This is a genomic window from Streptomyces avidinii, assembly GCF_045161815.1.
Lineage (GTDB): Bacteria > Actinomycetota > Actinomycetes > Streptomycetales > Streptomycetaceae > Streptomyces > Streptomyces avidinii.
Genome location: NZ_CP108863.1, coordinates 8,945,423 through 8,964,435, shown reverse-complemented (window position 1 = coordinate 8,964,435; position 19,013 = coordinate 8,945,423). Strand labels below are relative to the sequence as shown.

Below are 19,013 nucleotides of genomic sequence, written 5' to 3'. Positions count from 1 at the left end.
CGGGCGGTCGGTACGGGCACCACCCTGCCCGTGGCGCTCAGGCCCGGGCATCGTGGAAATCCACGAACACGGCCCCGCCCGCGCCCGCGTCCGTGTTCACATCCGCGTCCGCGTCCGCGTCCAGTCGCGACGTGAGCTGGGTGCGGCGGGTCACGCCGAGCTTGCGGTAGGCGTGCGTCAGGTGGGTCTCCACGGTGCGGCGGGCCAGGTGGAGCGCCGCACAGATCTGCTCGTTGGTCTCGCCCCGGACCGCGAGCCGTACGATGCGCAGCTCGGCGTCGGTGAGTGCGGCGCCGCCCGCGGTCGTCGGCCTGGTCCGGCGGGCGGAGGCCGCCCGCAGGGCGTCCTGGGCCGCGCGCACGAGCCGTCCGGTACCGGCCGCTGCGGTGTCCGTGGTGGCGTCCCCGGCGGCATCCGTGGTGGTGGGGGTCTCGGGTCGCAGGAGCCGGAGCGCCAGGGCGTGCGCCTCGTCCAGCAGGTCGCGGCCCTTGCGGCCGTTCCCGCCGGCGATCCGGGCGCGCCCCAGGTCGATGAGTGCTTCCACGAGTTCGACGGGTGCCCGTGCCGGGCGCAGCAGGGACACGGCCTCCTCCAGCAGTTCCAGTCCCGCCCGGGACCCCGAGGCCGCGGCGCAGGCCCGCAGGGCGCGGCCGACCGTGCGCGGGGTTCCCCAGACCCGGGCGTGGGCCAGTTCCTCCTCGGCGAGCTCCCTGGCGCGTGCCGGGCTGCCCAGCCGTACCAGGGCCAGGGCGGCGCCGGACCGCCAGGGGGTGGCGACCGGGCTGACGAAGTCGCGGGCGTGCTGGCCCGAGCCGCAGGCGAGGTGGTCGGCCAGGGCGGCCTGCCAGTTCCCTTCGGCCGCGTGCAGTCGGGCCCGGGCGTAGCGCACCTCGTTCCATTCCCACGAGCTGCTCGCGCCCTGCCCGCCCAGGCTGTGCAGCACCTGCCGGGCCGCGCCGGGCCGGCCGAGCTCGCAGTGCGCCAGGGCCACCATGGACGCCACGTGGGGCATGCGGATGCCGTGGCCGGTGCACGCGTCGAGGAGTGGGGTGTTCTCCCGTACGAGCCGGTGGAAGGCGCCGGACATGAGTGCCGCTTCCGCCCGGATGCTGATCAGGCACTGGCGGCCGATGTCCGTCAGGTCGGGCAGCGCGGGCGCGGCGGGGAGGGAGCTGTCGGCCAGGGCGCGGGCCTCGTCCAGCCGGTCGGCCCACTGGAGGAGGGTGGCCGCGCTGCCGAGCCAGGCCGTACGGATCGCGGGGTGTACGGGCGCCGACAGCCGCGGCCGTACGCGTTCGAGGACCTCGGCGGCCGAGAGCTGCCCCGCTCCCGCTTCGTACTCGGTGATCAGTCCGCACGCCAGCGGTTCCAGCGCGGGGGGCGCGGAAGCGGCGAGGTCGCGCATGGCGGCCACGGCGCCGCGCCACTCGGCGGCGTCGTGCGAGGCGATCAGGGCGGCCACCGACTGCAGGACCCGCACCAGTTCCCCGCAGTCCGTGGCGGTGCTCTCCCGGTGCAGTACGCCGATGGCGGTCGCGGGACGGCCCCGGGCCACCAGGGCCGCGCCGAGGGCGGGGGCGATGGCGGCCCGCTCCTCGTCGCAGGCGAGCTCCAGGGCGGCGCGGAGCCGGCGGATCCCCGCATCGGCGGAGTGCGGCAGTTCCAGTGCGCCGAGGCGCAGGGTGAGCGCGGCGCGCCGGTCGGGGGCGAGCGGTCCGGTCAGCGCGTGCCGCAGGAGGGGGACGGCGTCGGTGGTCCGTCCCGCCTGCAGGGCGTCCTCCGCGGCGTCCTCGAGCGATTGGATCATCCACTCCTCGTCGGGGCTCTCCACGTGCAGCAGGTGGGTGGCGACGAGCCGTGCGGGGGCGCCGCGTTCGTCGAGCCGACGGGCGATCCTGGTACGCAGGGAGCGCAGTTCGGCGGGGTCGGCGACCGCGAGGGCCGCCTCGCGCGCCAGTGGTTCGGCGAAGAGGCGGACGGCCCAGGCCGTCCCGGGGGACTCGGCCGGCGGGCCCGGACGGGGGTGGGGGCGGGGGTGGGTCCGATCGGTGAGCAGGGTCCGGCCCGGCCGGTCGGCTCCGTCGCCGTCCCGGGTCCCGTGCTGGGTGCCGTCCTGGATGCCGTCCGGGGTCCCGTCCTGGATGTCGTCCCGGTCTGCCTCCTGCGGCGCGGACTCTGCCGCGATGGAGAGCGTGAGGCAGGCCTGCCGGGAGAGCGGGTCGGCGCGTGAGGTGAGCCAGTCGCCGATGGCAGCGCGGTAGTGCGGCACCGCCCGGCCGGCGGCGGCGAGGTCGGCGGCGGCCGGGCCTGCGAGGTCGCGGAGCAGGGCGTGCAGCAGTACCGGGTGGCCTGCGGAGGCCCGTACACACAGGTCGAGGGCTTCGGCGTCGGCGGCGTGGCCGTGGGCCCGTGCGAGCCGCAGGACGGCCGGGGCGCTGAGCGGTTCGAGGGTCGTGGCCGTGCCCGTGCTCTCGTGCAGCGCGAGCGGGTACGAGCCCGAGCGCTCGGTCAGGAGCAGCAGGACGGGTAAGTTGCCGAGCCTGCGTGTCAGATAGCCGATCCAACGCCGTGAGGCCCGGTCGGCCAGGTGCACGTCGTCGACGGCCAGCAGGGCGGGCCGGTCTGCCACCCGCCGTGCCAGGTGGGCCAGCAGGCGGTGGAAGGTCCGCTGTTCGTCGGCGGCCGGCTGCTCCGCGAACGGGACGCCGTCCGCCTCGGGGAAGAGCTGACGGACGGCCGCGAACGGGAACCGGGATTCCTCGCGCGCGCACCGCAGGTGCACGGCTTCCATGGACCCGCCCGCCGTCTCGCGCCGTACCGCCTCCTCCAGCAGTGCCGTGCGGCCCATGCCGGGCAGGGCTCCCCAGAGCAGCCAACGGCCTGTGCCGGCCCGGGCCGAGGCTCCCGCGGCCGCCGCCCTCGCCCATGCGTCATCCCGTTCGACCAGCGAGTTCCCCGCCACCCGTAACACCTCCGTCGCGCTGTCGCCCCCGGCCCGGCCTCCTTATGAATCATCGGCGGGCGGGTCGGGCGGGGAACCAGTGCTGTCGGCCATCCTCGAATCTGGCGAGATCCATGCAGAGGACACGTAATCCGGCCCCGCGGCGGCTCGAACCCGTCGTGCGGCTCGAAGGATCCACCACGGTGGTCGCCGTCGTGGGCCGGGTGGCGGGTGGCGGGTGGCGGAGCGGTGTCGGCCCGGTGTCGGGGACTGTCGGTCCGCTGTCGGCGGCTCGTCGGCGCCGCTTGGCACTTTTGCAGAGGCGGCCGCCCCCTTCACCGGGCGGCCCGATCCCCTGAGGAGCCTCCATGCACACGCCTGTCACGATCATCGGCGCAGGACTCGGCGGACTCACGCTGGCCCGCGTCCTGCACGTCCACGGCATCGCGGTCACGGTCTACGAGGCCGAACCGTCCCCGTCGGCGCGCATGCAGGGCGGGATGCTCGACATCCACGACTACAACGGGCAGCTCGCCCTCAAGGCGGCCGGCCTGATGGACGAGTTCCACGCCATCGTCCTGGAGGGCCGCCAGGCGATGCGCGTCCTCGACCCGGACGGAACCGTACTGCTCGACAGGGCCGACGACGGCACGGGCGGACGCCCCGAGGTGCAGCGCGGCGAGTTACGACAGATCCTGCTCGACTCGCTGCCGGCCGGCACCGTCCGGTGGGGGCACAAGGCCGCCGGTACCCGCCCCGTCGGCGGGGGCCGCCACGAGGTGACGTTCGCCGACGGCGGCACCGTCGTCACGAGCCTGCTGGTCGGTGCGGACGGCGCGTGGTCCCGGGTCCGGCCGCTGCTCACTCCCGCCGCACCCGAGTACGCCGGCACGTCGTTCGTCGAGACGTACCTGTTCGACGCCGACACCCGCCACCCTGCCGCCGCGAAGGCGGTCGGCGGCGGGATGCTGATCGCGCCCGCACCGGGCAGGGACATCTTCGCCCACCGGGAGAGCGGCGACACCCTGCACACCTACGTGGCGCTGGCCAGGCCTCAGGAGTGGTTCGCCGCCATCGACTTCACCGATCCTGCCGCGGCCACCGCCCGGATCGCGCGGGAGTTCGACGGCTGGGCGCCGGAACTCACCGCGCTCATCACCGACGGCGACACCGGGCCGGTCCTGCGCCCCCACTACACCCTGCCGACCGGGCACCGGTGGGACCGGGTCCCGGGGGTGACCCTGATCGGCGACGCCGCCCACCTCGCGGCACCGAACGGCGAAGGCGCCAACCTCGCCATGCTCGACGGCGCCGAACTCGGCCGGGCCCTCGCCGCCCACCCCGGCGACATCGAGGCCGCGCTCACCGAGTACGAGCAGGACATGTTCCCCCGCAGCAGCGAGGCCGCCGCCTTCGAGGGTGCCGAGATCCACGGGATCGGCCCCGACGACACCACGGACCACACCCTGCAGGCCCTGCACGCCCTGGTCGACAGGGTCACCGGGAAGGACCGATGAGTCACCGGGAGCGTGGGAGGACGGCGAACCGCCCGAGGGGGACGGCGCCACCGCCGGGCCCCGGGCGGGTACCCGGAGCCAACCCCGGGACGGCCTCCGCGCCTTGGGCCGACCGGAGCAAGCCGGGGCCCGGTCGGGGCACGGTTCCCGTGGCGCGGCCGGATGCGCCCTAGGGTCGGGCTCGGTGTCTGTGCCGGAACGAGGCGGCCGCCGGGAGATCCGGCGCGCCGGCCGTGCCGCCGTCCGGCGACGGCGGATGCCCCTGGGGTGAGGAGTGTGGATGAACGGCTGGGCCGTCGTGGTCGCCGGGGGTGCGGTCGTCGGGTACGGGGTTCTGTCGCGGCGCTTGTCGACCACGGTGGTCTCGGGGCCGTTGGTGTTCATGCTGTGCGGGCTGGCGATCGGCCCGCTGGGCCTGGACCTGTTGGACCCGGCGCGGGACCTTGAGGTCACGCGGGCGTTGCTGGAGGGCGCGCTGGTGCTCCTGCTGTTCTCGGACGCGGCCGGGATCAGGGCCCGGGACCTGCGCCGGGAGGAGTTCCTGCCGCTGCGGCTGCTCGCGGTGGGGCTGCCGGCCACGATGGCGCTGGGATGGCTGGTGGCCTGGCCCCTGCTGCCCGGCCTGGGCGTGTGGGAGCTGGCTCTGGTCGCGGTCGTCCTGGCGCCGACGGATGCCGCACTGGGCCAGCAGGCCGTCTCCGACAAACGGGTGCCGGCGCTGGTCCGCGGCGGCCTGTCCGTGGAATCCGGGCTGAACGACGGCCTGGCGCTGCCGTTCTTCGTGCTGGCCCTGGCGGCGGCGGGCGAGGGTCACGGTCATCCGGGGATTGCGGAGACGTTCCTGCGGGCGCTGCTGCTCAGCAGTGCGATCGGAATCGCGGCCGGCCGGAGCGGGGCGAGCCTGCTGCGCTGGTCGCTCTCGCGGGGGTGGAGCAGCTCCGACTGGCAGCAGTTCCTGGCACTCGCCGTTCCGGTCATCGCGTACGCGGTGTGCGTCTCGGCCGAGGGCAGCGGTTTCATCGGCGCGTGGGTCGCGGGCCTGGCCTTCGGCATCCAGCTGCGGCGGGCGCCCGCCGACCGGGACGCCCGTCCCCGAGGCGTGGAGCCCGAGGAGAGCACGAGGTTCACCGAACGCCTGGGCCTGCTGCTCTCCTCGCTGTCCTTCCTCGTCTTCGGCGCGGTCATCCTGGGACCGGTACTCCAGCACCTGACGTGGCGACCCGTGGTCTACGGGCTGATCAGCCTGACCGTCGTCCGTATGCTGCCGGTCGCCCTCGCACTGGCCGGCAGCGGTCTGCGTCCCGCTTCCGTGGCCTACATCGGCTGGTTCGGTCCGCGCGGACTCGCTTCCCTGGTGTTCGGCCTGATCGCCTTCGAAGAACACCTGCCCGGAGGGGCCTTGACGAGCGAAGTGGTCGCCGTGACCGTCGGTCTGAGCATCCTCCTCCACGGGGCCACCGCCCCCTACCTGGGAAACCGCTACGGCGCCTGGTTCACGCGCAGGCTCCGCGACGAACCGAACCTGCGGGAGAACGCCCTCGCCCAGGACGACACACCCCGCTGAAGGGCTCGCACCCGAAGCCACGACCTGGCGCCGGACGGCCGGCAGCAGCGCGGGCTCCTCGGCGGAGTGCAGCGGGACCGGGGTCACCCCGGGTGCGCGGCCGTTGTACGCCCGTCCGTCAGTGCGCGGACGCTCCGAATTCCGCGTGCTGCGGGTGGAAGGCGTACTCCGCATCGTCGTCGCAGGGCGGAGAAGGAGATCCGGCGCGCCTCCGCCCGTGCCTGGTGGTGCGGTATCGCCGAAGCCGTGTCGTCGCCGGCGGCCCGGGAGTGTGAGAAGGGTGGCGCCGAGGCACCGGTCGGGGCTGTCACGCCCGTTGCGGCCGGTCGCTGCGCCAATGGGGTGGTCTCCCCCGCCCGGGACCGTCCGCGAGCACGCCCTCTCCGAAGTAGCCCCGGGCCCAGCACCATCGTGGTCGGGCCATCAGCCATGCGAAAGGTGAACATGCGTACTCGCAGCACTGTCATCGCCCTCTCCGCCGTTCTCGCGGCGGCCTGCGCGACCCCCGCGCTCGCCTCGGCCTCCGACATCGACACCCCGGCGCAGACCCTGCCCGCCATGGACCACCGGGGTCTGACGGCGATCGGGCTGACCTCCGACCAGCGTCTGGTGGAATTCGCCGTCGCCCAGCCGTCCAAGACCCGGGCGGTGGGCAGGGTGGCGGGCCTGCAGGGCGACACCAGGCTCGTCGGTATCGACTTCCGCGTGCAGAACGAGAAGCTCTACGGGGTCGGCGACCGCGGCGGCATCTACACCCTGGGCACCACCGACGCCCGGGCCGTGAAGGTCTCCCAGCTCACCGTGGCCCTGTCCGGCATGCGGTTCGGTGTCGACTTCAACCCCGCCGCCAACCGGCTGCGCGTCGTCTCCGACACCGGCCAGAACCTGCGCCACAACATCGACGACGCCGCGGCCCCCCTGGGCACCACCGTCGACGGCACGCTGACCAACCCCACCACCCCGCCGTCGACCGCCATGGGCGTCACCGGCGCCGCCTACACCAACAACGACCTGAACGCGGCGACCGCGACGACCCTGTTCGACCTCGACACGATGGCCGACCGGATCTCCCTGCAGTCTCCCGCCAACGCCGGCACCCTCGCCCCCACCGGAAACCTGGGCGTCAACGCCGCACCGGACGCCGGCTTCGACATCTACTACGACGCCAAGGCCGGCACGAACAAGGGATTCGCCGCCCTCGGCACGGGCAGCTCCTCCAGCCTGTACGAGATCAACATCCTCAACGGCAGGGCCACCGGCCGGGGCGCGTTCGCGAACCGGCAGCAGGTCACCGACATCGCTCTGCCCCTGAACCAGGAGCGCTAGAGCGCCGGAGCCCCGGCGAAGTCCGGCGCGGCCGCCCGGGGCGGCCGCGCCGTGTTCCGGAGCTCGACGGGGTGTTACTTCGGCATCAGGACGGTGTCGACGATGTAGACGTTGGCGTTGGCCGTCTTCACGTTGCCGCACACGACGTTCGAGGTGTCGTTGACCTTGTAGGACTCGCCCGAGCCGCTGGTGGTGAGCCCGGTCTTCTCCAGTGTGTCGAAGGAACCGCTTCCCAGCTGCTGCGGGGTCAGCTTCTCGCCCACGACGTGGTAGGTGAGGATCTTCGTCAGCATGGCCTTGTCGGCGAGCACCTTGTCCAGGTCGGCCTTCGGGAGCTTCGCGAAGGCGTCGTTGGTCGGCGCGAACACCGTGATGTCCTTGGCGTTGTTGAGGGTGTCGACCAGGCCGGCCTGCTTCACCGCGCTCACCAGGGTGGACAGGGCGGGGTTGTTGGAGGCGGCGGTGGCGACGGGGTCCTTGGCCATGCCGTCGAAGGAGCCCGCGCCGTCGGCGGGCACGCCGGCACAGGCCGGGCCGAACGGCTTGTCCATCGCCGTCGAAGCGTCCGGCGTGGCCGGCTGGGACGCGGCGGAGGTATCGCTGCTCTTGTCCGCGGAGGATCCGGAGGCGGAGTCGCTCCCGGAGTCGGAGCAGGCAGCGAGGGAGAGGGGCAGGACGGCGGCCGCGGCGACGGCGAGGGCGGTACGGCGGAAACGGAGCGTGCTGGACATGGCGAATCTCCTGGTGGTTTCCATACGGTTTGCTGCGGATGAGAGGTCTGGGGGCCGGCGCGTGGCGGGCCGGCCGCGGGCTATCCGGCGGTGACGAAGACGCTGTGCCGGCCGCTGGCGCCGTCGGGGATGGTCCGCGTGCGCTGTTCGGTCTGTGCCGTGCCGGTGCCGTCGGTGGCGCGGACGGTGAGGTTGTGGCCGCCCGGGGTGGTCTTCCAGGGGAGGGACCACTGGCGCCAGGTGTCGGCGGTGGCCTGGGGGGCGAGGTCGGCGTCCTGCCACGGCCCGTCGTCGATACGGACTTCGACGCGCTGGATGCCGCGGTGCTGGGCCCATGCCACCCCGGCGATGGTGACGGTTCCGGCGGCGGGCCGGGCGAAGGGCTTGGGGGTGTCGATGCGGGCCTGGGTCTTGACCGGGGCCCTGCGCGCCCACTTGCGTTCGACCCAGTACGGGTCGTAGGCGTCGAAGGTGGTGAGCTCGATGTCCTCGATCCATTTGCAGGCCGACACGTACCCGTACAGGCCCGGGACGAGCATCCGTACGGGAAAGCCGTGGTCGAAGGGCAGGGGCTCGCCGTTCATCCCGACGGCCAGGATCGCGTCGCGGCCGTCCATGACGTCCTCGACCGGGGAGCCCAGCGTCATGCCGTCCACCGAGCGGGCGACCAGCTGATCGGCCGTGCCGCCGTCGGACGGCGGCCTGACGCCGCATTCGCGCAGCAGGTCGGCCAGGTGTACGCCGAGCCAGCGGGCGTGGCCGACGTAGGGGCCGCCGACCTCGTTGGAGACACAGGTCAAGGTGATGTCCCGCTCGATCAGCGGCCGGGCCAGCAGTTCCCGGAAGGTGTAACTGCGGGGGCGGGTCACCCCCTTGCCTCGGATGCGCAGCCGCCAGGTGTCCGCGTCGACCCTGGGGACGACCAGCGCGGTGTCCACCCGGTAGAAGTCCTTGTTCGGGGTGGTGAAGGCGCTGATGCCCGCCGCCTTCAGCTGGACCCCCTCGGGCAGCGGCCGGGCCGGGGAGGACGGGGCAGGCAGCTCGACCGCGGCGCGCGAGGCCACGGCTCCCCGGCCGCGGCGGCCGGTCAGGGCCCGGCCGGCGGCGCCCGCCCCGGTCGCGGCGACTGCCGCGACCGATGCGGCCAGCAGGAAACCCCGCCGCGACCAGCCGTCCGGCCCCCTTTCGGGGGAGGCCGGGCCGGTGGACAGCTTTCCGGCCAGGAAGTACAGGATCGCCGCGCCCGCGGTCGCGCCGGCGACCGAGGGCAGGGCGTCCGCGGGCCCTTGCGCGTCGGGGCGGGTGAGGGCCGCCGCCGCACCGATGAAACCGAAGAGGAGCACGCCCGCTGCTCCGGCACGCCGGTGGCGCAGGGAGACGATCCCGAGGACGACACCGAGGAGACCGAGCACGGCGAGGATCCCGAGCTGCAGGACGAGCTTGTCGTTCTCTGCGAAGGTCCGGATCGCGAAATCCTTCACCGCGGCCGGTGTCCGGTCGATGGCGGCGCCGCCCACGACGGTCACCGGGCCTGCCTGCGGCCGTACCGGTGAGGCCGCCAGTTCCGCCACAGCCAGCGCCGTGTAGCCGGCCAGCAGGCCGGATACGGCGCCGAGTGCGCCGCGTGCGAAGGATGTACGGAAGTTGCTCACATGGGCCATTCGCGGTGCTCCGTCCGGCGGATTGGTTTCCCGATCAGGGCTTTTCCTGCCGTCCGGAACGGACGGGTGCTGCGGGTGGCGGTACCGGCCGTCACCCGCAGCAGATCCCCCGGCCCGTGACCGGCCGTTGCAGGCAGCGCGGAGTCACGGGCCGAAGTGGGTGGGGGTCAGGCGTTGATGCAGGTGTTGCCGAAGGCGGGGTTCAGCAGCCCGATGACGCTGACGGAGTTGCCGCAGGCGTTGACCGGAATGTGGATCGGGATCTGGATGAGATTGCCCGAACCGACGCCGGGCGAGTAGGCGGCCACGCCTTGGGCACCGGCATCGGCGGAAGCCGCCGATCCGGCACCGAGGACGGCGGCCGCGGCGGTGAGGGCCAGTGCGGCACTCTTGATAACTCGGGACATGACTGCCTCCAAAGGTCGGAAATCCGGACCCGGAGCCCGTCTCGGGCTCCGGGGAGGCACTGCTTTCGGGCCTCAGCACGGGTTTCGGTGCCGCGGGAGCAGCGGCTGGGCCGTAGGGGCCGGGTTCGCTCGATCGGATGACCACCGGGGTGCGGTGTTGCCTGCCGTAGGGCAATCCGCGCAGGTGGCCGCTACGAAGCAGGTGCAACACCGGCAGGACGCATACAGCCGGCCCCGGGGCATGGAGGGGCCGGTCCTTCTCTCTGTGAAAGAGCGGTTGATGGCATCGAGGCGCAAGGGTCGGCCGTCTTTGCGCGGCGTCGGGCCGCAACAGGTCGTGCGGCGACGCGGGGCGGGGTGCCGGTGACACGGCCGCTGCGGTTCGGGAACGCGGACGCGGGCGGGCCGCGGCTGGAGGAGGTGATGGAGAAGGTGGGCCACGGGGACAAGGACGCCTTCGCCGTGCTCTACGACGCTGTCGCCTCCATGGTGTTCGGGATCGCCGTCAAGGTCGTCCGGGACCGGTCCCAGTCGGAGGAAGTGGCGCAGGAGGTGATGATCGACCTGTGGCGGCAGGCCGCCCGCTACCGCCCGGAGCAGGGGTCCGTCATGACCTGGGTGGCGACGATCGCGCACCGCAGGGCGGTGGACCGCGTGCGGTCCGCGCAGGCCTCCGCCGACCGCGAGCACGCCAACGCCGTACGCGATCAGGTGCGGCCCTTCGACGCAGTCGCCGAACAGGTCGAAACCCGCCTGGACAGCGAGCAGGTACGCCGCTGCATGCGGGGGCTGACCGAACTCCAGCGCCAGGCCGTGACCCTCGCCTACTACCGGGGCCTGACCTACCGCGAGGTCGCAGAGGCGCTGCGGGCCCCGCTCCCGACCGTCAAGACCCGGATGCGCGACGGACTGATCCGGCTGCGCGACTGCATGGGGGTGACCACATGAAACACGACGCACACCTGCACACCCTCACCGGCGCGTACGCACTGGACGCACTCACCGGCGAGGAACAGCACGCCTTCACCGCGCACCTCCGCCGCTGCGAAGCCTGCCTCGGAGAGGTCGGCGAGTTCGAGGCGACCGCCGCGCGTCTGGCCGCGGCGGTCAGCCTGCCTGCGCCCGCCCCGATGAGACAGGCGGTCCTCACCCACATCGACACCGTCCGTCAGGCGTCCCCGCGCACGCGGCCTGCGGCACCGGCCCGGCTCACCTCCGCGCTGACGCGCAGGGCCGGAGCCTTCGTGATCGCCGCGAGCATCGCCGCCGCCGCGGCTTTCGGCGGAGTCGCCGCCTGGCAGCACCGGCAGAGCGAACAGGCCCGTACCCAGGCGCAGCACAGCGCCCGGCAGGCCCAGGACCTTGCCGTCGTCCTGGCCGCCCCCGACGCCCGGACCGTGCACGGCCGCACCACCGGCGGAGCCACCACGACGGTGGTCACCTCCGCACTGCGCGACCGGGCCGCCTTCGTCAGCAGCGGCCTGCCCACCCCACCGGCCGGCAGGACCTACCAGCTGTGGTTCGACGATCACGGCACCATGCGCCCCGCCGGCCTCGTGTCCCGCGACGGCGCCACCCTCATGGAAGGCGGTCCCGGGAACGCCCGTGCCGTCGGCCTCACTCTCGAACCCGCGGGCGGCTCCCCCCGGCCGACCACGACTCCCCTGCTGCTCCTCCCCCTTACCGTCTGACCAGGACGGGAGTCCGCGTCAGGCGGTCAGGACGAGGGGGTGGGGCCCGGCGCCGCCGGGGTTTCGGCGGACCAGAAGTCGGAGCGGACGTTGGGGGTGGGGACGGAGGCCTCGCCCTCGTAGGTGGGGCCGTTCGCCACCTTCGTGGGCGGTGCCACCTTCGACTCGCCCACGCAGGGGCTGGTGACTTCGAAGAATGCCTGCCCCGCGTGACCGAAGAGGAGGCTGATGCCGAAGCCGTCACGGGAGGTGGCGTAGATGGCGGGCATGTCCTTGCTCGGATTCACCGGGCCGATCCGGTAACCGCTCGCCTTCCAGAAGTTCTCGACCACCCCGAGGAAGTTGCCGCGACGCTGCTCGGAGACGACCGTCGTGACGGTCCAGTAGCGCGTCACGTCGCAGCTGCCGGTCGTCGTCGTGTCGTGGGCCCATTCGATGTCCGGCTTGATCGCTCCGATCGTCGCGTAGAACATCGCGTCGGCGCGCTCCGCCGCTCCCTGCATGTCCATGCCTGCCAATGCCCCGTTTCTCTGCTTGGTGCCGCCCAACAGCCCGCACCCGGCGAGCAGCGCTCCGGCCACGGCCATCGCAAGAACCAGGCGGATGGTCCGCGTGATGCGCTTCATCGATGCTTCTCCCTCACGATGTTCTCAGGATGTCCGGCGACGATGGTGGCGATGTTGTCGGCCGACACCCTGTCCTTCTCCGGTGTGAAGTACTGGGAGTGGGCGTCGAACCCTCCGCCCTCGACGACCATCCTCGGCCCGTCGTCGACCAGGAAGCGCTGTGCCCCGAAGGCCTTGCTCGCCGGGTCCTTGCCGAAGTACACGTCGTCGTTGTCGATGTCGAAGAGGTCACGTCCGACCACGACCCCGACCGGGCCGCCCAACATCCAGCCGAGCGCCGACTCGTCCTTCGTGGGCAGGTGGGTGACCGGGTCGTTGTCGGCGGCACCGACGAACACGTGGTCCTTGCCCACGCCGAGCTCCGTCGCCTTCTGCGCGTCCACGCCGGGGCTGCCGAGCAGGATCACATCGTCGACGCCCGGGATCCCGCCGGACTGCTTGGCGGCCGTGCCCACGGTGAGCGAGCCGTAGGAATGCCCGATCGCCGTGACGTGGGGGTCCGGGTTCTCGTTCGTTGCCGAGATGCCCGCCATGAACTGGTTGTAGGCCGGGGCGCCCCGCTGCGCGTCGCCCTTCGACATCACGTCCACGTTCTGCGGGGCGTCGTAGCCCAGCCAGACGATCGAGGCACTGGACGGGTCCACGCGCTGGGCACCCTTGGCCGTGTCCTGGGCCCGCTTCATCGTGTCCTTGACGAACTCGTCGTTGAGCTTGGTGCTGAGACCGGGGACGTACGCCGAGACGTTCTTGGAGGTGTCGGGGTTGCCGTACGAGACGATCGCGCGGCCGTTGCCCTCGTCCCCGATGCCCAGGAGGAACATGGGCGGGCGGCTCGGCTCGTTCAGCTTGTCCTGGATCATGCGCAGGGCGTTGAGCTTGGTCTTCGCGTCGTCGCCGCCGTGGCGCGCCAGGTCGTCGATGAGGACCGGCAGGTAGTTGCGGTTCGCCTCGTCGCGGGAGACCGCCGGGATGCCGTCCAGGCCGCCGATCAGGTCGGGGGCGATCTCCAGGTACTCCCGGCGCTGTTCGTCGCTCAGGCCGTCCCACCACTGCTTGCGCTCGGCGGGGCTCTTGTCCTGCGGGACGCCTTCGCCAAGGTAGGTGCCGGCGGTGGAGCGGACGTCGGAGGTGTCCTGGAAGACGTCCCTCAGCGTGGCCTCGGTGACGTCGAGGCCCTTCTCCGCCTTCAGTCCGCCGAGGGTCTTCGCGTACCGGGCGTCTATCTCGTGTGCGGACCGCAGGGCCCGGGCGACACGGTCGGCCACGTCCTGCGCCTTCGCCGCGTTCGGGTTCAGCGGCTTGAAGCCCGTGTAGCCGGGGTAGAGGGGCGACTTGCCCTGCGAGCCGAGGCCGGGCGGTTCCAGCGCGAGGCGGGAGCTGCCCTGGACCGTGCTGCCGGGGGCCTGCTTCTTCGCCCCGGTCAGGTCCTCGACCTCGGTGGCCGGGTAGCTGACGGAGCCGTCCTCGTGGACGGTGAAGTTCAGGGCGGCGGCGTCCGCGAGGGCCTGCTTCAACTGGTTCTGGGGCTCGGCGAGATCGCTGGCGAGTCCGTTGAGCGCCGTACGGACGAGGGCGCACTCGGAGTGCAGGTACTGGAAGTTGCGGCTGAGGCGCTGGAGCCTGCCGAGGGCCGCCTCCGCCGAGTCGCTCTCCTGGGTCTCGCGGAGCTTGGCGGACATCGCGCGGTCGACCCGTACGCGGTCGGAGTCCGAGCGGCCCGAGACCTCGTGCCACTTGTCGCCCGCCTCCGTGAACTCGGAGGTCTTGAGGTCGCGCAGCAGCTTCCAGGTGAGGGTTGTGGTCATCGCTTCTCGTCCGCCTTGTCGGCGCCGTCGACGCCCTTGAAGGACGTCTTGATCGCGGCGTCCGTCTCGCCCATCTCCTTGGCGACCGTCAGCAGGGTCCCCTTGAGCTGCTCGCACTCGTCCCGCACCGACTGGAGGCGTTCCTCCCAGGACGTCAGTACGCCCTTGAGGGCCGCGACGGAGCTGAGGCCGGCGGCTCCCGTCTCGATGCCCTCGTGGCCGGGGCCGAGCGCCGCCCGGCTCGTCTCCGTGCTGGTGCGCAGCTCGCCGGCGGTGCCGGAGGCGCTGGTCCAGGGGCCGTTGCTGTGCTTGAGGTTTCCGGGGCCGCCGCCGGGCCCGCCGCCGGTCCCGGGGTCGGGGGCCGCCGAGGCGAGTCTCATCGCGGGCCCGCCGTCGGTCGGTCCGAACAGCTCCTGCCAGCGCTCCGAATAGGACACTGCTCCCCCGTCTACGTCTGTGTTCCGCTTCTGCGCCCCGAGAGACTAACGCAGGCCACGCACGTGTGTGCGATCGGGAACGGGTCCCGCCCCGGGGAGCGTGGCCCGCTGCCCCGGACCGGGCCGGGGGCTGCGCGTAGGGTGGGCGGAACCTCCGTGCTTCCCGCCGCCGTCCCCGGGAGAGAACTGCCGTCATGCGTATGGTCTTCGCCAGTCAGGTGATCGAGTGGCGCGGGCCTGCGCCGTTCTACTTCGTCCCCGTGCCGCAGGAGCAGTCCGCCGACGTACGGCAGGTGGCGGCGGCTGCCACCTACGGCTGGGGGGTCGTTCCCGTCGGGGCGAGGATCGGCGAAGTCACCTTCGAGACGTCGCTCTTCCCGAGGGAGGGCGGGTACTTGCTGCCGGTCAAGAACGCCGTCCGAACGCCGCTGGGGCTGGCGGCGGGGGACGAGGTGACCGTGGAGATGACGGTGCGCCTGCCGGGCTGAGCGCTGCCGGTCCTGTGGGCGTGCGACGCGTGAGCGGCCGGGTCGGCGGGAGCCGGCGGGGCGGCTCCTGACCGGAGTCCTCCGCAACCGCGCGTCCTGCCGGACCGGTTCATGTACTGCTCCGGTCCCCGCTCGCCGGCTCGTCCTGGGGGCGGGGACCGGAGCCGCAGCCGCCCGGCCGTTCTTCGGCTGCCGGTGGGGCGGCTCCGTGGGTGCCCCCGCCGGATCGTGTCTCAGCCCACCGGGTGACCGGGCTCGTAGTTGGTCAGCACGCAGCCGTCGGCCTGTGCCTTCTCCAGCCGGTACCCCGTCGGCGCGGAGAAGCCGGGAACGCAGTTGAGGTAGAGGAACTGCTGCTGGTACAGGCCGAACCGGGCGGCCGGGTCGTTGGTCTCCACCGCGATGTTCTCGCCGACGAGCAGCAGGCTCTGGGTGGCCCGCAGCCTGCCGTCTTCCTTCAGGTCGGCGAGCTGGGCCGCTTTGGCCCTGGTCTGGAGCTTCTTCATGTCCGAGACCGTGTCCAGCCAGCTCAGGCCGTGGGCGCGCTGCGCGCCGGCCGGCTCCCCGCACAGGGCCCGGCCCGACAGACCCCAGGTGAGCGGGGCGTCCTTCACCACCGGCGCGTAGTCGATCGACTCGACCGCGACGGTGGCCGGGTCCGTCGAGAAGTGCGAGCAGTCGAGGCTGGATTCCACGAGCTTCCTCAGCTCGCCCATGCTCGCGGCGCGCGGGAGCCCCAGGCTGCCGTGCGCGGGCTGCCCCGGCTTTCCGGTCGCGCCGGCTCCGCCCGCCGGGTCCTGCGGGGTCTGCAGGTTCGGGCTGCCCTGGCCGTCCTCGCTGTTGACGAAGTCGCCGAGCACGCAGCCTTCGACCAGGGCCTTCTCCCGCTTGTAGCCCTCGGGGACGGCGGCGGTGGGATTGCAGGTGAGGACGCGCAGGTCGGAGCGGACCAGGGCGACGGCCGTGCGTGTCCGGGTCGGGACGGCGACGAAGCCCTTGCCGACCAGCACCCTGCTTTCGAGCCCGTACGAGCCGTCACCGGCGGCGATCTTGTCCATGACGTATTGCTTGTAGCCCTCCTGGAAGGCCTTCATGTCCGCCGGGGCGGCGATGGCGATGTCGCCCTTCTCGGGCTCGTCGCTGCAGACGCCGAGCTCCTTGACCGACCACTGTCCGGCCTCGGGGAAGTCGCCCGACGGCAGTCGCGGGTCGTCGGGGGACGCGCCGAGGTCTTCGCAGGAGGTGAACTGGCGCATGTACCGCTGCGCTTCGGCGAGCGGTCCTGTGCTGCCGGCGGACGCGGTCGCGGCGGGCGGGGCGGCTTCCGTGCCGCCCTTGCACGCGGAGAGGGCGGCGAGGCAGGTCAGGGCGGCGGTCGTGGCGAGGGTCCGCTGGATGCGCATGGGTCGCTTTCGTAGGGGCGATGGGGGTGGCATGCGCATGCTAGGCAGCCGTCCGAAGCTTGATCAAAATGGTTCCGCCGGTACCGGCCCACGGGTCGGCCGGGCCCCGCGGCCGTCGTATGTCTCTCCGGGGCAGGGCGGTCACCGCCCGCGTTCGGCTCCGCCGGGCGCCGCGCGCGGTGCCCGGCCTCACCTCGCGGGCCTCCTGCGGAGCGCCCATGCTGAGGAGTAGGGCGCCGTCGTCCTGAGACTTGTCCTTCCCGAAGGCCGAACGGAGGCGCCTGAGAGGAGGAGGAAGTCATGCGAATGCGGAGAATCCTGGGCCTCGCCCTGGCCGCGGCGACCCTTGCCGGCATGAGCGCCGTCGGCGCTGTCGGCGCCGAAGCCGCCTCGTCTCCGAACATCACCAGGGACGAGTGCACGGCCGCCGGCGGACAGGTCACCTCACGCCCGTACGCCGGCTACTCCTGCGCGCTGCCCGACGGGACCACGCAGCCGATCACGTGACCCGTCGGCGCACGGCCGGGCGACCGGCGGCCGTCAGCGTCTGCGGCCCCATCCGCGGGCGGGCCGCGCGCCGCCGATGCCGGCGACGTGCAGCGCGAGTACCGCGAGACCGATCAGCATGAAGTTGGTGGAACTCAGGACGTCGTTGGTGGCGATGTCGGCCGCGTTGATGAGGAACGCGATGAAGAACAGGACTGCGGCGGCGATGCCCAGCATGGTCGGGCTCCTTTCGGTCGGTGCCGACCGTGTGCCCCGTGCGGGCCGGACCATGTGCTGCCGCTCGCGCACCGGGGCCGGACCGCCGGACCCCGACCCGCAGCGGCCGTAGCCCCGCGGGGGCAGTTCGGGGTCCGGAGGCTCTGCGAGCCCGAGCCGGACGAGTGGCCGGTCGTGGACGCCTTCGAGCACGGGCGCGGGACCGTGACGTTTCCCCGGCCGTGCGGGCCGTCCCGGTGAACGCGGCCCGCGCGGCAGCACCCTCTCCGGCTGAGCCGTACTGCCGCAGGCCGGCGGAGCCCCTACCGCACAGCCGGCGGCCGCCCCGTGAGCCGCGTACCCGAACTGCGCGGCCGGCACCTGAGGCTGCGCGAATCCGCGTCACGGATCATCGTGGGCCTCGCCCTCGTCCATGGCGGACGTGATGCACGCCGCGGGCCTGCGCCGCGAAGCGATGCTGCGCCGGCTCTTTCGCACCCAGGGCTGCTGGCACGACGTCACCACGTACGCGGCGGTCGCCCCGGAGTGGAAACTCCAGGCCACGGAAGCCGAGTCGGCGATCCTCGACGGCGCGCCACGCCTCCAGGGATGTCACTGAGCGGGTGCCGGGGACACCTGCGGACCGGGTGGTGCGGGCGGGGGCCCGGACAGTCCGTCAGTACAACGGGCCGGAGGGAAACCCGTGATCCGGCGGGAACGGATCGGGCAGGAGGGGAGCCGGCTGGGCGGCGGCTCCCTGCGCGCGCCGGTCGGCCAGGCGCGCGGGCCACTCTGCCGCCCACATGATCGCGGCGGCCCCCGCCAACTGCCGGAAGCCGTCGGCGTGAAGACGGGGCTCCACGAACGCGAAGGCCGCGCAGGTCAGCCACAACACCAGGCAGTGGTAGGCGACGAGGACGATCGAGGCGATCCCCGGTACGGGCAGGGACAGCGTGATGCGCGGCAGCATGAAGAGGGACGCCACCGCACACAGGGCGAGCGCCTGCCGCCACCCCGGCGCGGCGTCGAGCCGGACGCCGTCCAGCACGAGCACGGCGAGCGCGAGTCCGGCGGCATTGAGCAGTACGGCGGCCAGCGAGCGCGCGGCCGCGGCGCGGCCGGCCCGGCGGCGGCGGAACAGGCCGAGGAAGGTCCCGGCCGTGGTGGCAACGACCGCCACCAGCAGCCCCGAGACGAAGACCGGCCACAGTCCGCTCAGGCGCGCCGGCAGACCCGCGGCGGCGCAGATCCGCACGCCGGCCCAGAGGCCGAGCGGATACACGGTGAGCAGGACCAGCAGGTTGACCAGGGTCTGCACGACTCCGAGGAACATCAGACGACGCATCGGGGCGAAGAACTCCCGGTCCGAGCCCCAGAGATCGGGCTCTTCCGCGAGGAGCCCCCGGGCCCGTCGCAGGGAGGGCCGCATCAGGAGAGCCGTAAGGCTCGACGCCGCCCATATGCCCGCGCTCACCAAGGCGGCCGTCAGTGCCACCACGAGTATCTGCCGGCCTGCCGAACCGGTCAGCCGGAAGTCGACGACCAGGAGTGCGGCCACCGCCACGCCGGCGGCCACCGAAGCCAGCCGCAGCACGGCGGCGGCACCCCTTCCCGTACGTCCGTGCCCGAGACCGGTATTGACCGTCATCAGCCCGCCCCCTCCGTGAGTCGCGACTCCGACAGAAGGCATGCCCTGCTCGGGCCCTCACCAGCC

The 19,013-nt window shown here is 72.9% G+C and carries 18 protein-coding genes; 8 read left to right on the top strand and 10 right to left on the bottom strand.

What is annotated here, in order from left to right; genetic code table 11:
- Positions 1–37 precede the first annotated feature (37 nt).
- Positions 38–2,962: a LuxR C-terminal-related transcriptional regulator gene (locus OG373_RS40825; RefSeq protein WP_405435099.1), complete on the bottom strand. Its 2,925-nt coding sequence runs from the start codon at positions 2,960–2,962 to the stop codon at positions 38–40.
- A 347-nt stretch (positions 2,963–3,309) separates the two neighbouring features.
- Between OG373_RS40825 and OG373_RS40820 the strand changes: the two genes are divergently transcribed.
- The 3 genes from OG373_RS40820 to OG373_RS40810 all read left to right on the top strand — a co-directional run bounded on the left by OG373_RS40820 (position 3,310) and on the right by OG373_RS40810 (position 7,348).
- Complete coding sequence (locus OG373_RS40820; protein WP_405435100.1) at positions 3,310–4,458, top strand: FAD-dependent oxidoreductase; 1,149 nt, start codon at positions 3,310–3,312, stop codon at positions 4,456–4,458.
- A 280-nt stretch (positions 4,459–4,738) separates the two neighbouring features.
- The gene (locus OG373_RS40815) at positions 4,739–6,022 is read left to right on the top strand and encodes a cation:proton antiporter (RefSeq protein WP_405435101.1); all 1,284 of its coding nucleotides are present in this window, start codon (positions 4,739–4,741) and stop codon (positions 6,020–6,022) included.
- 444 nt (positions 6,023–6,466) lie between these two features.
- Positions 6,467–7,348 (top strand): DUF4394 domain-containing protein, encoded by an 882-nt coding sequence (locus OG373_RS40810; RefSeq protein ID WP_405435102.1) that lies wholly within the window; start codon positions 6,467–6,469, stop codon positions 7,346–7,348.
- Between the two features lie 74 nt (positions 7,349–7,422).
- Here the strand turns inward: OG373_RS40810 and OG373_RS40805 are convergent, their stop codons facing one another.
- The 3 genes from OG373_RS40805 to OG373_RS40795 all read right to left on the bottom strand — a co-directional run bounded on the left by OG373_RS40805 (position 7,423) and on the right by OG373_RS40795 (position 10,147).
- Complete coding sequence (locus tag OG373_RS40805) at positions 7,423–8,079, bottom strand: fasciclin domain-containing protein (RefSeq protein ID WP_405435103.1); 657 nt, start codon at positions 8,077–8,079, stop codon at positions 7,423–7,425.
- A gap of 80 nt (positions 8,080–8,159) precedes the next feature.
- Positions 8,160–9,740, bottom strand: a complete 1,581-nt coding sequence (locus tag OG373_RS40800) for a molybdopterin-dependent oxidoreductase (protein ID WP_405435104.1) — start codon at positions 9,738–9,740, stop codon at positions 8,160–8,162.
- A gap of 167 nt (positions 9,741–9,907) precedes the next feature.
- Complete coding sequence (locus OG373_RS40795) at positions 9,908–10,147, bottom strand: chaplin (protein WP_405435105.1); 240 nt, start codon at positions 10,145–10,147, stop codon at positions 9,908–9,910.
- A gap of 363 nt (positions 10,148–10,510) precedes the next feature.
- Between OG373_RS40795 and sigK the strand changes: the two genes are divergently transcribed.
- Together sigK and OG373_RS40785 are read left to right on the top strand one after the other, a co-directional pair.
- Positions 10,511–11,095 (top strand): ECF RNA polymerase sigma factor SigK, encoded by a 585-nt coding sequence (gene sigK / locus OG373_RS40790; RefSeq protein WP_405435106.1) that lies wholly within the window; start codon positions 10,511–10,513, stop codon positions 11,093–11,095.
- Positions 11,092–11,838, top strand: a complete 747-nt coding sequence (locus OG373_RS40785) for an anti-sigma factor domain-containing protein (protein WP_405435107.1) — start codon at positions 11,092–11,094, stop codon at positions 11,836–11,838. Before sigK ends, OG373_RS40785 begins: the two co-directional genes overlap by 4 nt.
- Positions 11,839–11,864: 26 nt before the next feature.
- On the opposite strand, the gene OG373_RS40780 is transcribed toward OG373_RS40785, so the two are convergent.
- Genes OG373_RS40780 through OG373_RS40770 form a run of 3 tightly spaced genes read right to left on the bottom strand, consistent with a single transcriptional unit; the run spans position 11,865 to position 14,706 of the window.
- Complete coding sequence (locus OG373_RS40780) at positions 11,865–12,464, bottom strand: hypothetical protein (RefSeq protein ID WP_397738133.1); 600 nt, start codon at positions 12,462–12,464, stop codon at positions 11,865–11,867.
- Entirely contained in the window at positions 12,461–14,269 is a 1,809-nt protein-coding gene (locus OG373_RS40775) for an alpha/beta hydrolase (protein ID WP_405435108.1), read from the bottom strand. Before OG373_RS40775 ends, OG373_RS40780 begins: the two co-directional genes overlap by 4 nt.
- The gene (locus OG373_RS40770; RefSeq protein ID WP_405435109.1) at positions 14,266–14,706 is read right to left on the bottom strand and encodes a hypothetical protein; all 441 of its coding nucleotides are present in this window, start codon (positions 14,704–14,706) and stop codon (positions 14,266–14,268) included. The genes OG373_RS40775 and OG373_RS40770 overlap by 4 nt, the downstream gene beginning before the upstream one ends.
- A 194-nt stretch (positions 14,707–14,900) precedes the next feature.
- Here OG373_RS40770 and OG373_RS40765 point away from each other — a divergent pair, with 194 nt between their 5' ends.
- A complete protein-coding gene (locus tag OG373_RS40765) occupies positions 14,901–15,194 on the top strand; it encodes a DUF1905 domain-containing protein (RefSeq protein ID WP_405435110.1) in 294 nt (97 codons plus the stop codon).
- A 233-nt stretch (positions 15,195–15,427) separates the two neighbouring features.
- On the opposite strand, the gene OG373_RS40760 is transcribed toward OG373_RS40765, so the two are convergent.
- Entirely contained in the window at positions 15,428–16,597 is a 1,170-nt protein-coding gene (locus tag OG373_RS40760; RefSeq protein ID WP_405435111.1) for a hypothetical protein, read from the bottom strand.
- A gap of 300 nt (positions 16,598–16,897) precedes the next feature.
- On the opposite strand from OG373_RS40760, the gene OG373_RS40755 reads away from it, so the two are divergent.
- Positions 16,898–17,104 (top strand): hypothetical protein, encoded by a 207-nt coding sequence (locus OG373_RS40755; protein ID WP_405435112.1) that lies wholly within the window; start codon positions 16,898–16,900, stop codon positions 17,102–17,104.
- Between the two features lie 33 nt (positions 17,105–17,137).
- Here the strand turns inward: OG373_RS40755 and OG373_RS40750 are convergent, their stop codons facing one another.
- Entirely contained in the window at positions 17,138–17,320 is a 183-nt protein-coding gene (locus OG373_RS40750) for a hypothetical protein (RefSeq protein WP_030390112.1), read from the bottom strand.
- A 412-nt stretch (positions 17,321–17,732) separates the two neighbouring features.
- Between OG373_RS40750 and OG373_RS40745 the strand changes: the two genes are divergently transcribed.
- Positions 17,733–17,918 carry a hypothetical protein gene (locus OG373_RS40745; protein WP_405435113.1) on the top strand — a complete coding sequence of 62 codons (186 nt, stop codon included), beginning with the start codon at positions 17,733–17,735 and terminating at the stop codon, positions 17,916–17,918.
- Between the two features lie 57 nt (positions 17,919–17,975).
- On the opposite strand, the gene OG373_RS40740 is transcribed toward OG373_RS40745, so the two are convergent.
- Entirely contained in the window at positions 17,976–18,947 is a 972-nt protein-coding gene (locus OG373_RS40740) for a hypothetical protein (RefSeq protein WP_405435114.1), read from the bottom strand.
- Between the last annotated feature and the right edge of the window lie 66 nt (positions 18,948–19,013).

Excerpts from the sequence above, each read along its gene's own strand:
- OG373_RS40820 (WP_405435100.1), top strand. The coding sequence starts at position 3,310 with ATGCACACGCCTGTCACGATCATCGGCGCAGGACTCGGCGGACTCACG.
- OG373_RS40805 (WP_405435103.1), bottom strand. The coding sequence starts at position 8,079 with ATGTCCAGCACGCTCCGTTTCCGCCGTACCGCCCTCGCCGTCGCCGCG.
- OG373_RS40745 (WP_405435113.1), top strand. The coding sequence starts at position 17,733 with ATGGCGGACGTGATGCACGCCGCGGGCCTGCGCCGCGAAGCGATGCTG.
- OG373_RS40760 (WP_405435111.1), bottom strand. The coding sequence starts at position 16,597 with ATGCGCATCCAGCGGACCCTCGCCACGACCGCCGCCCTGACCTGCCTC.
- OG373_RS40800 (WP_405435104.1), bottom strand. The coding sequence starts at position 9,740 with ATGGCCCATGTGAGCAACTTCCGTACATCCTTCGCACGCGGCGCACTC.
- OG373_RS40810 (WP_405435102.1), top strand. The coding sequence starts at position 6,467 with ATGCGTACTCGCAGCACTGTCATCGCCCTCTCCGCCGTTCTCGCGGCG.
- OG373_RS40815 (WP_405435101.1), top strand. The coding sequence starts at position 4,739 with ATGAACGGCTGGGCCGTCGTGGTCGCCGGGGGTGCGGTCGTCGGGTAC.
- OG373_RS40775 (WP_405435108.1), bottom strand. The coding sequence starts at position 14,269 with ATGACCACAACCCTCACCTGGAAGCTGCTGCGCGACCTCAAGACCTCC.
- OG373_RS40765 (WP_405435110.1), top strand. The coding sequence starts at position 14,901 with ATGCGTATGGTCTTCGCCAGTCAGGTGATCGAGTGGCGCGGGCCTGCG.
- OG373_RS40785 (WP_405435107.1), top strand. The coding sequence starts at position 11,092 with ATGAAACACGACGCACACCTGCACACCCTCACCGGCGCGTACGCACTG.
- OG373_RS40750 (WP_030390112.1), bottom strand. The coding sequence starts at position 17,320 with ATGCTGGGCATCGCCGCCGCAGTCCTGTTCTTCATCGCGTTCCTCATC.
- OG373_RS40795 (WP_405435105.1), bottom strand. The coding sequence starts at position 10,147 with ATGTCCCGAGTTATCAAGAGTGCCGCACTGGCCCTCACCGCCGCGGCC.
- OG373_RS40740 (WP_405435114.1), bottom strand. The coding sequence starts at position 18,947 with ATGACGGTCAATACCGGTCTCGGGCACGGACGTACGGGAAGGGGTGCC.
- OG373_RS40780 (WP_397738133.1), bottom strand. The coding sequence starts at position 12,464 with ATGAAGCGCATCACGCGGACCATCCGCCTGGTTCTTGCGATGGCCGTG.
- OG373_RS40755 (WP_405435112.1), top strand. The coding sequence starts at position 16,898 with ATGCGAATGCGGAGAATCCTGGGCCTCGCCCTGGCCGCGGCGACCCTT.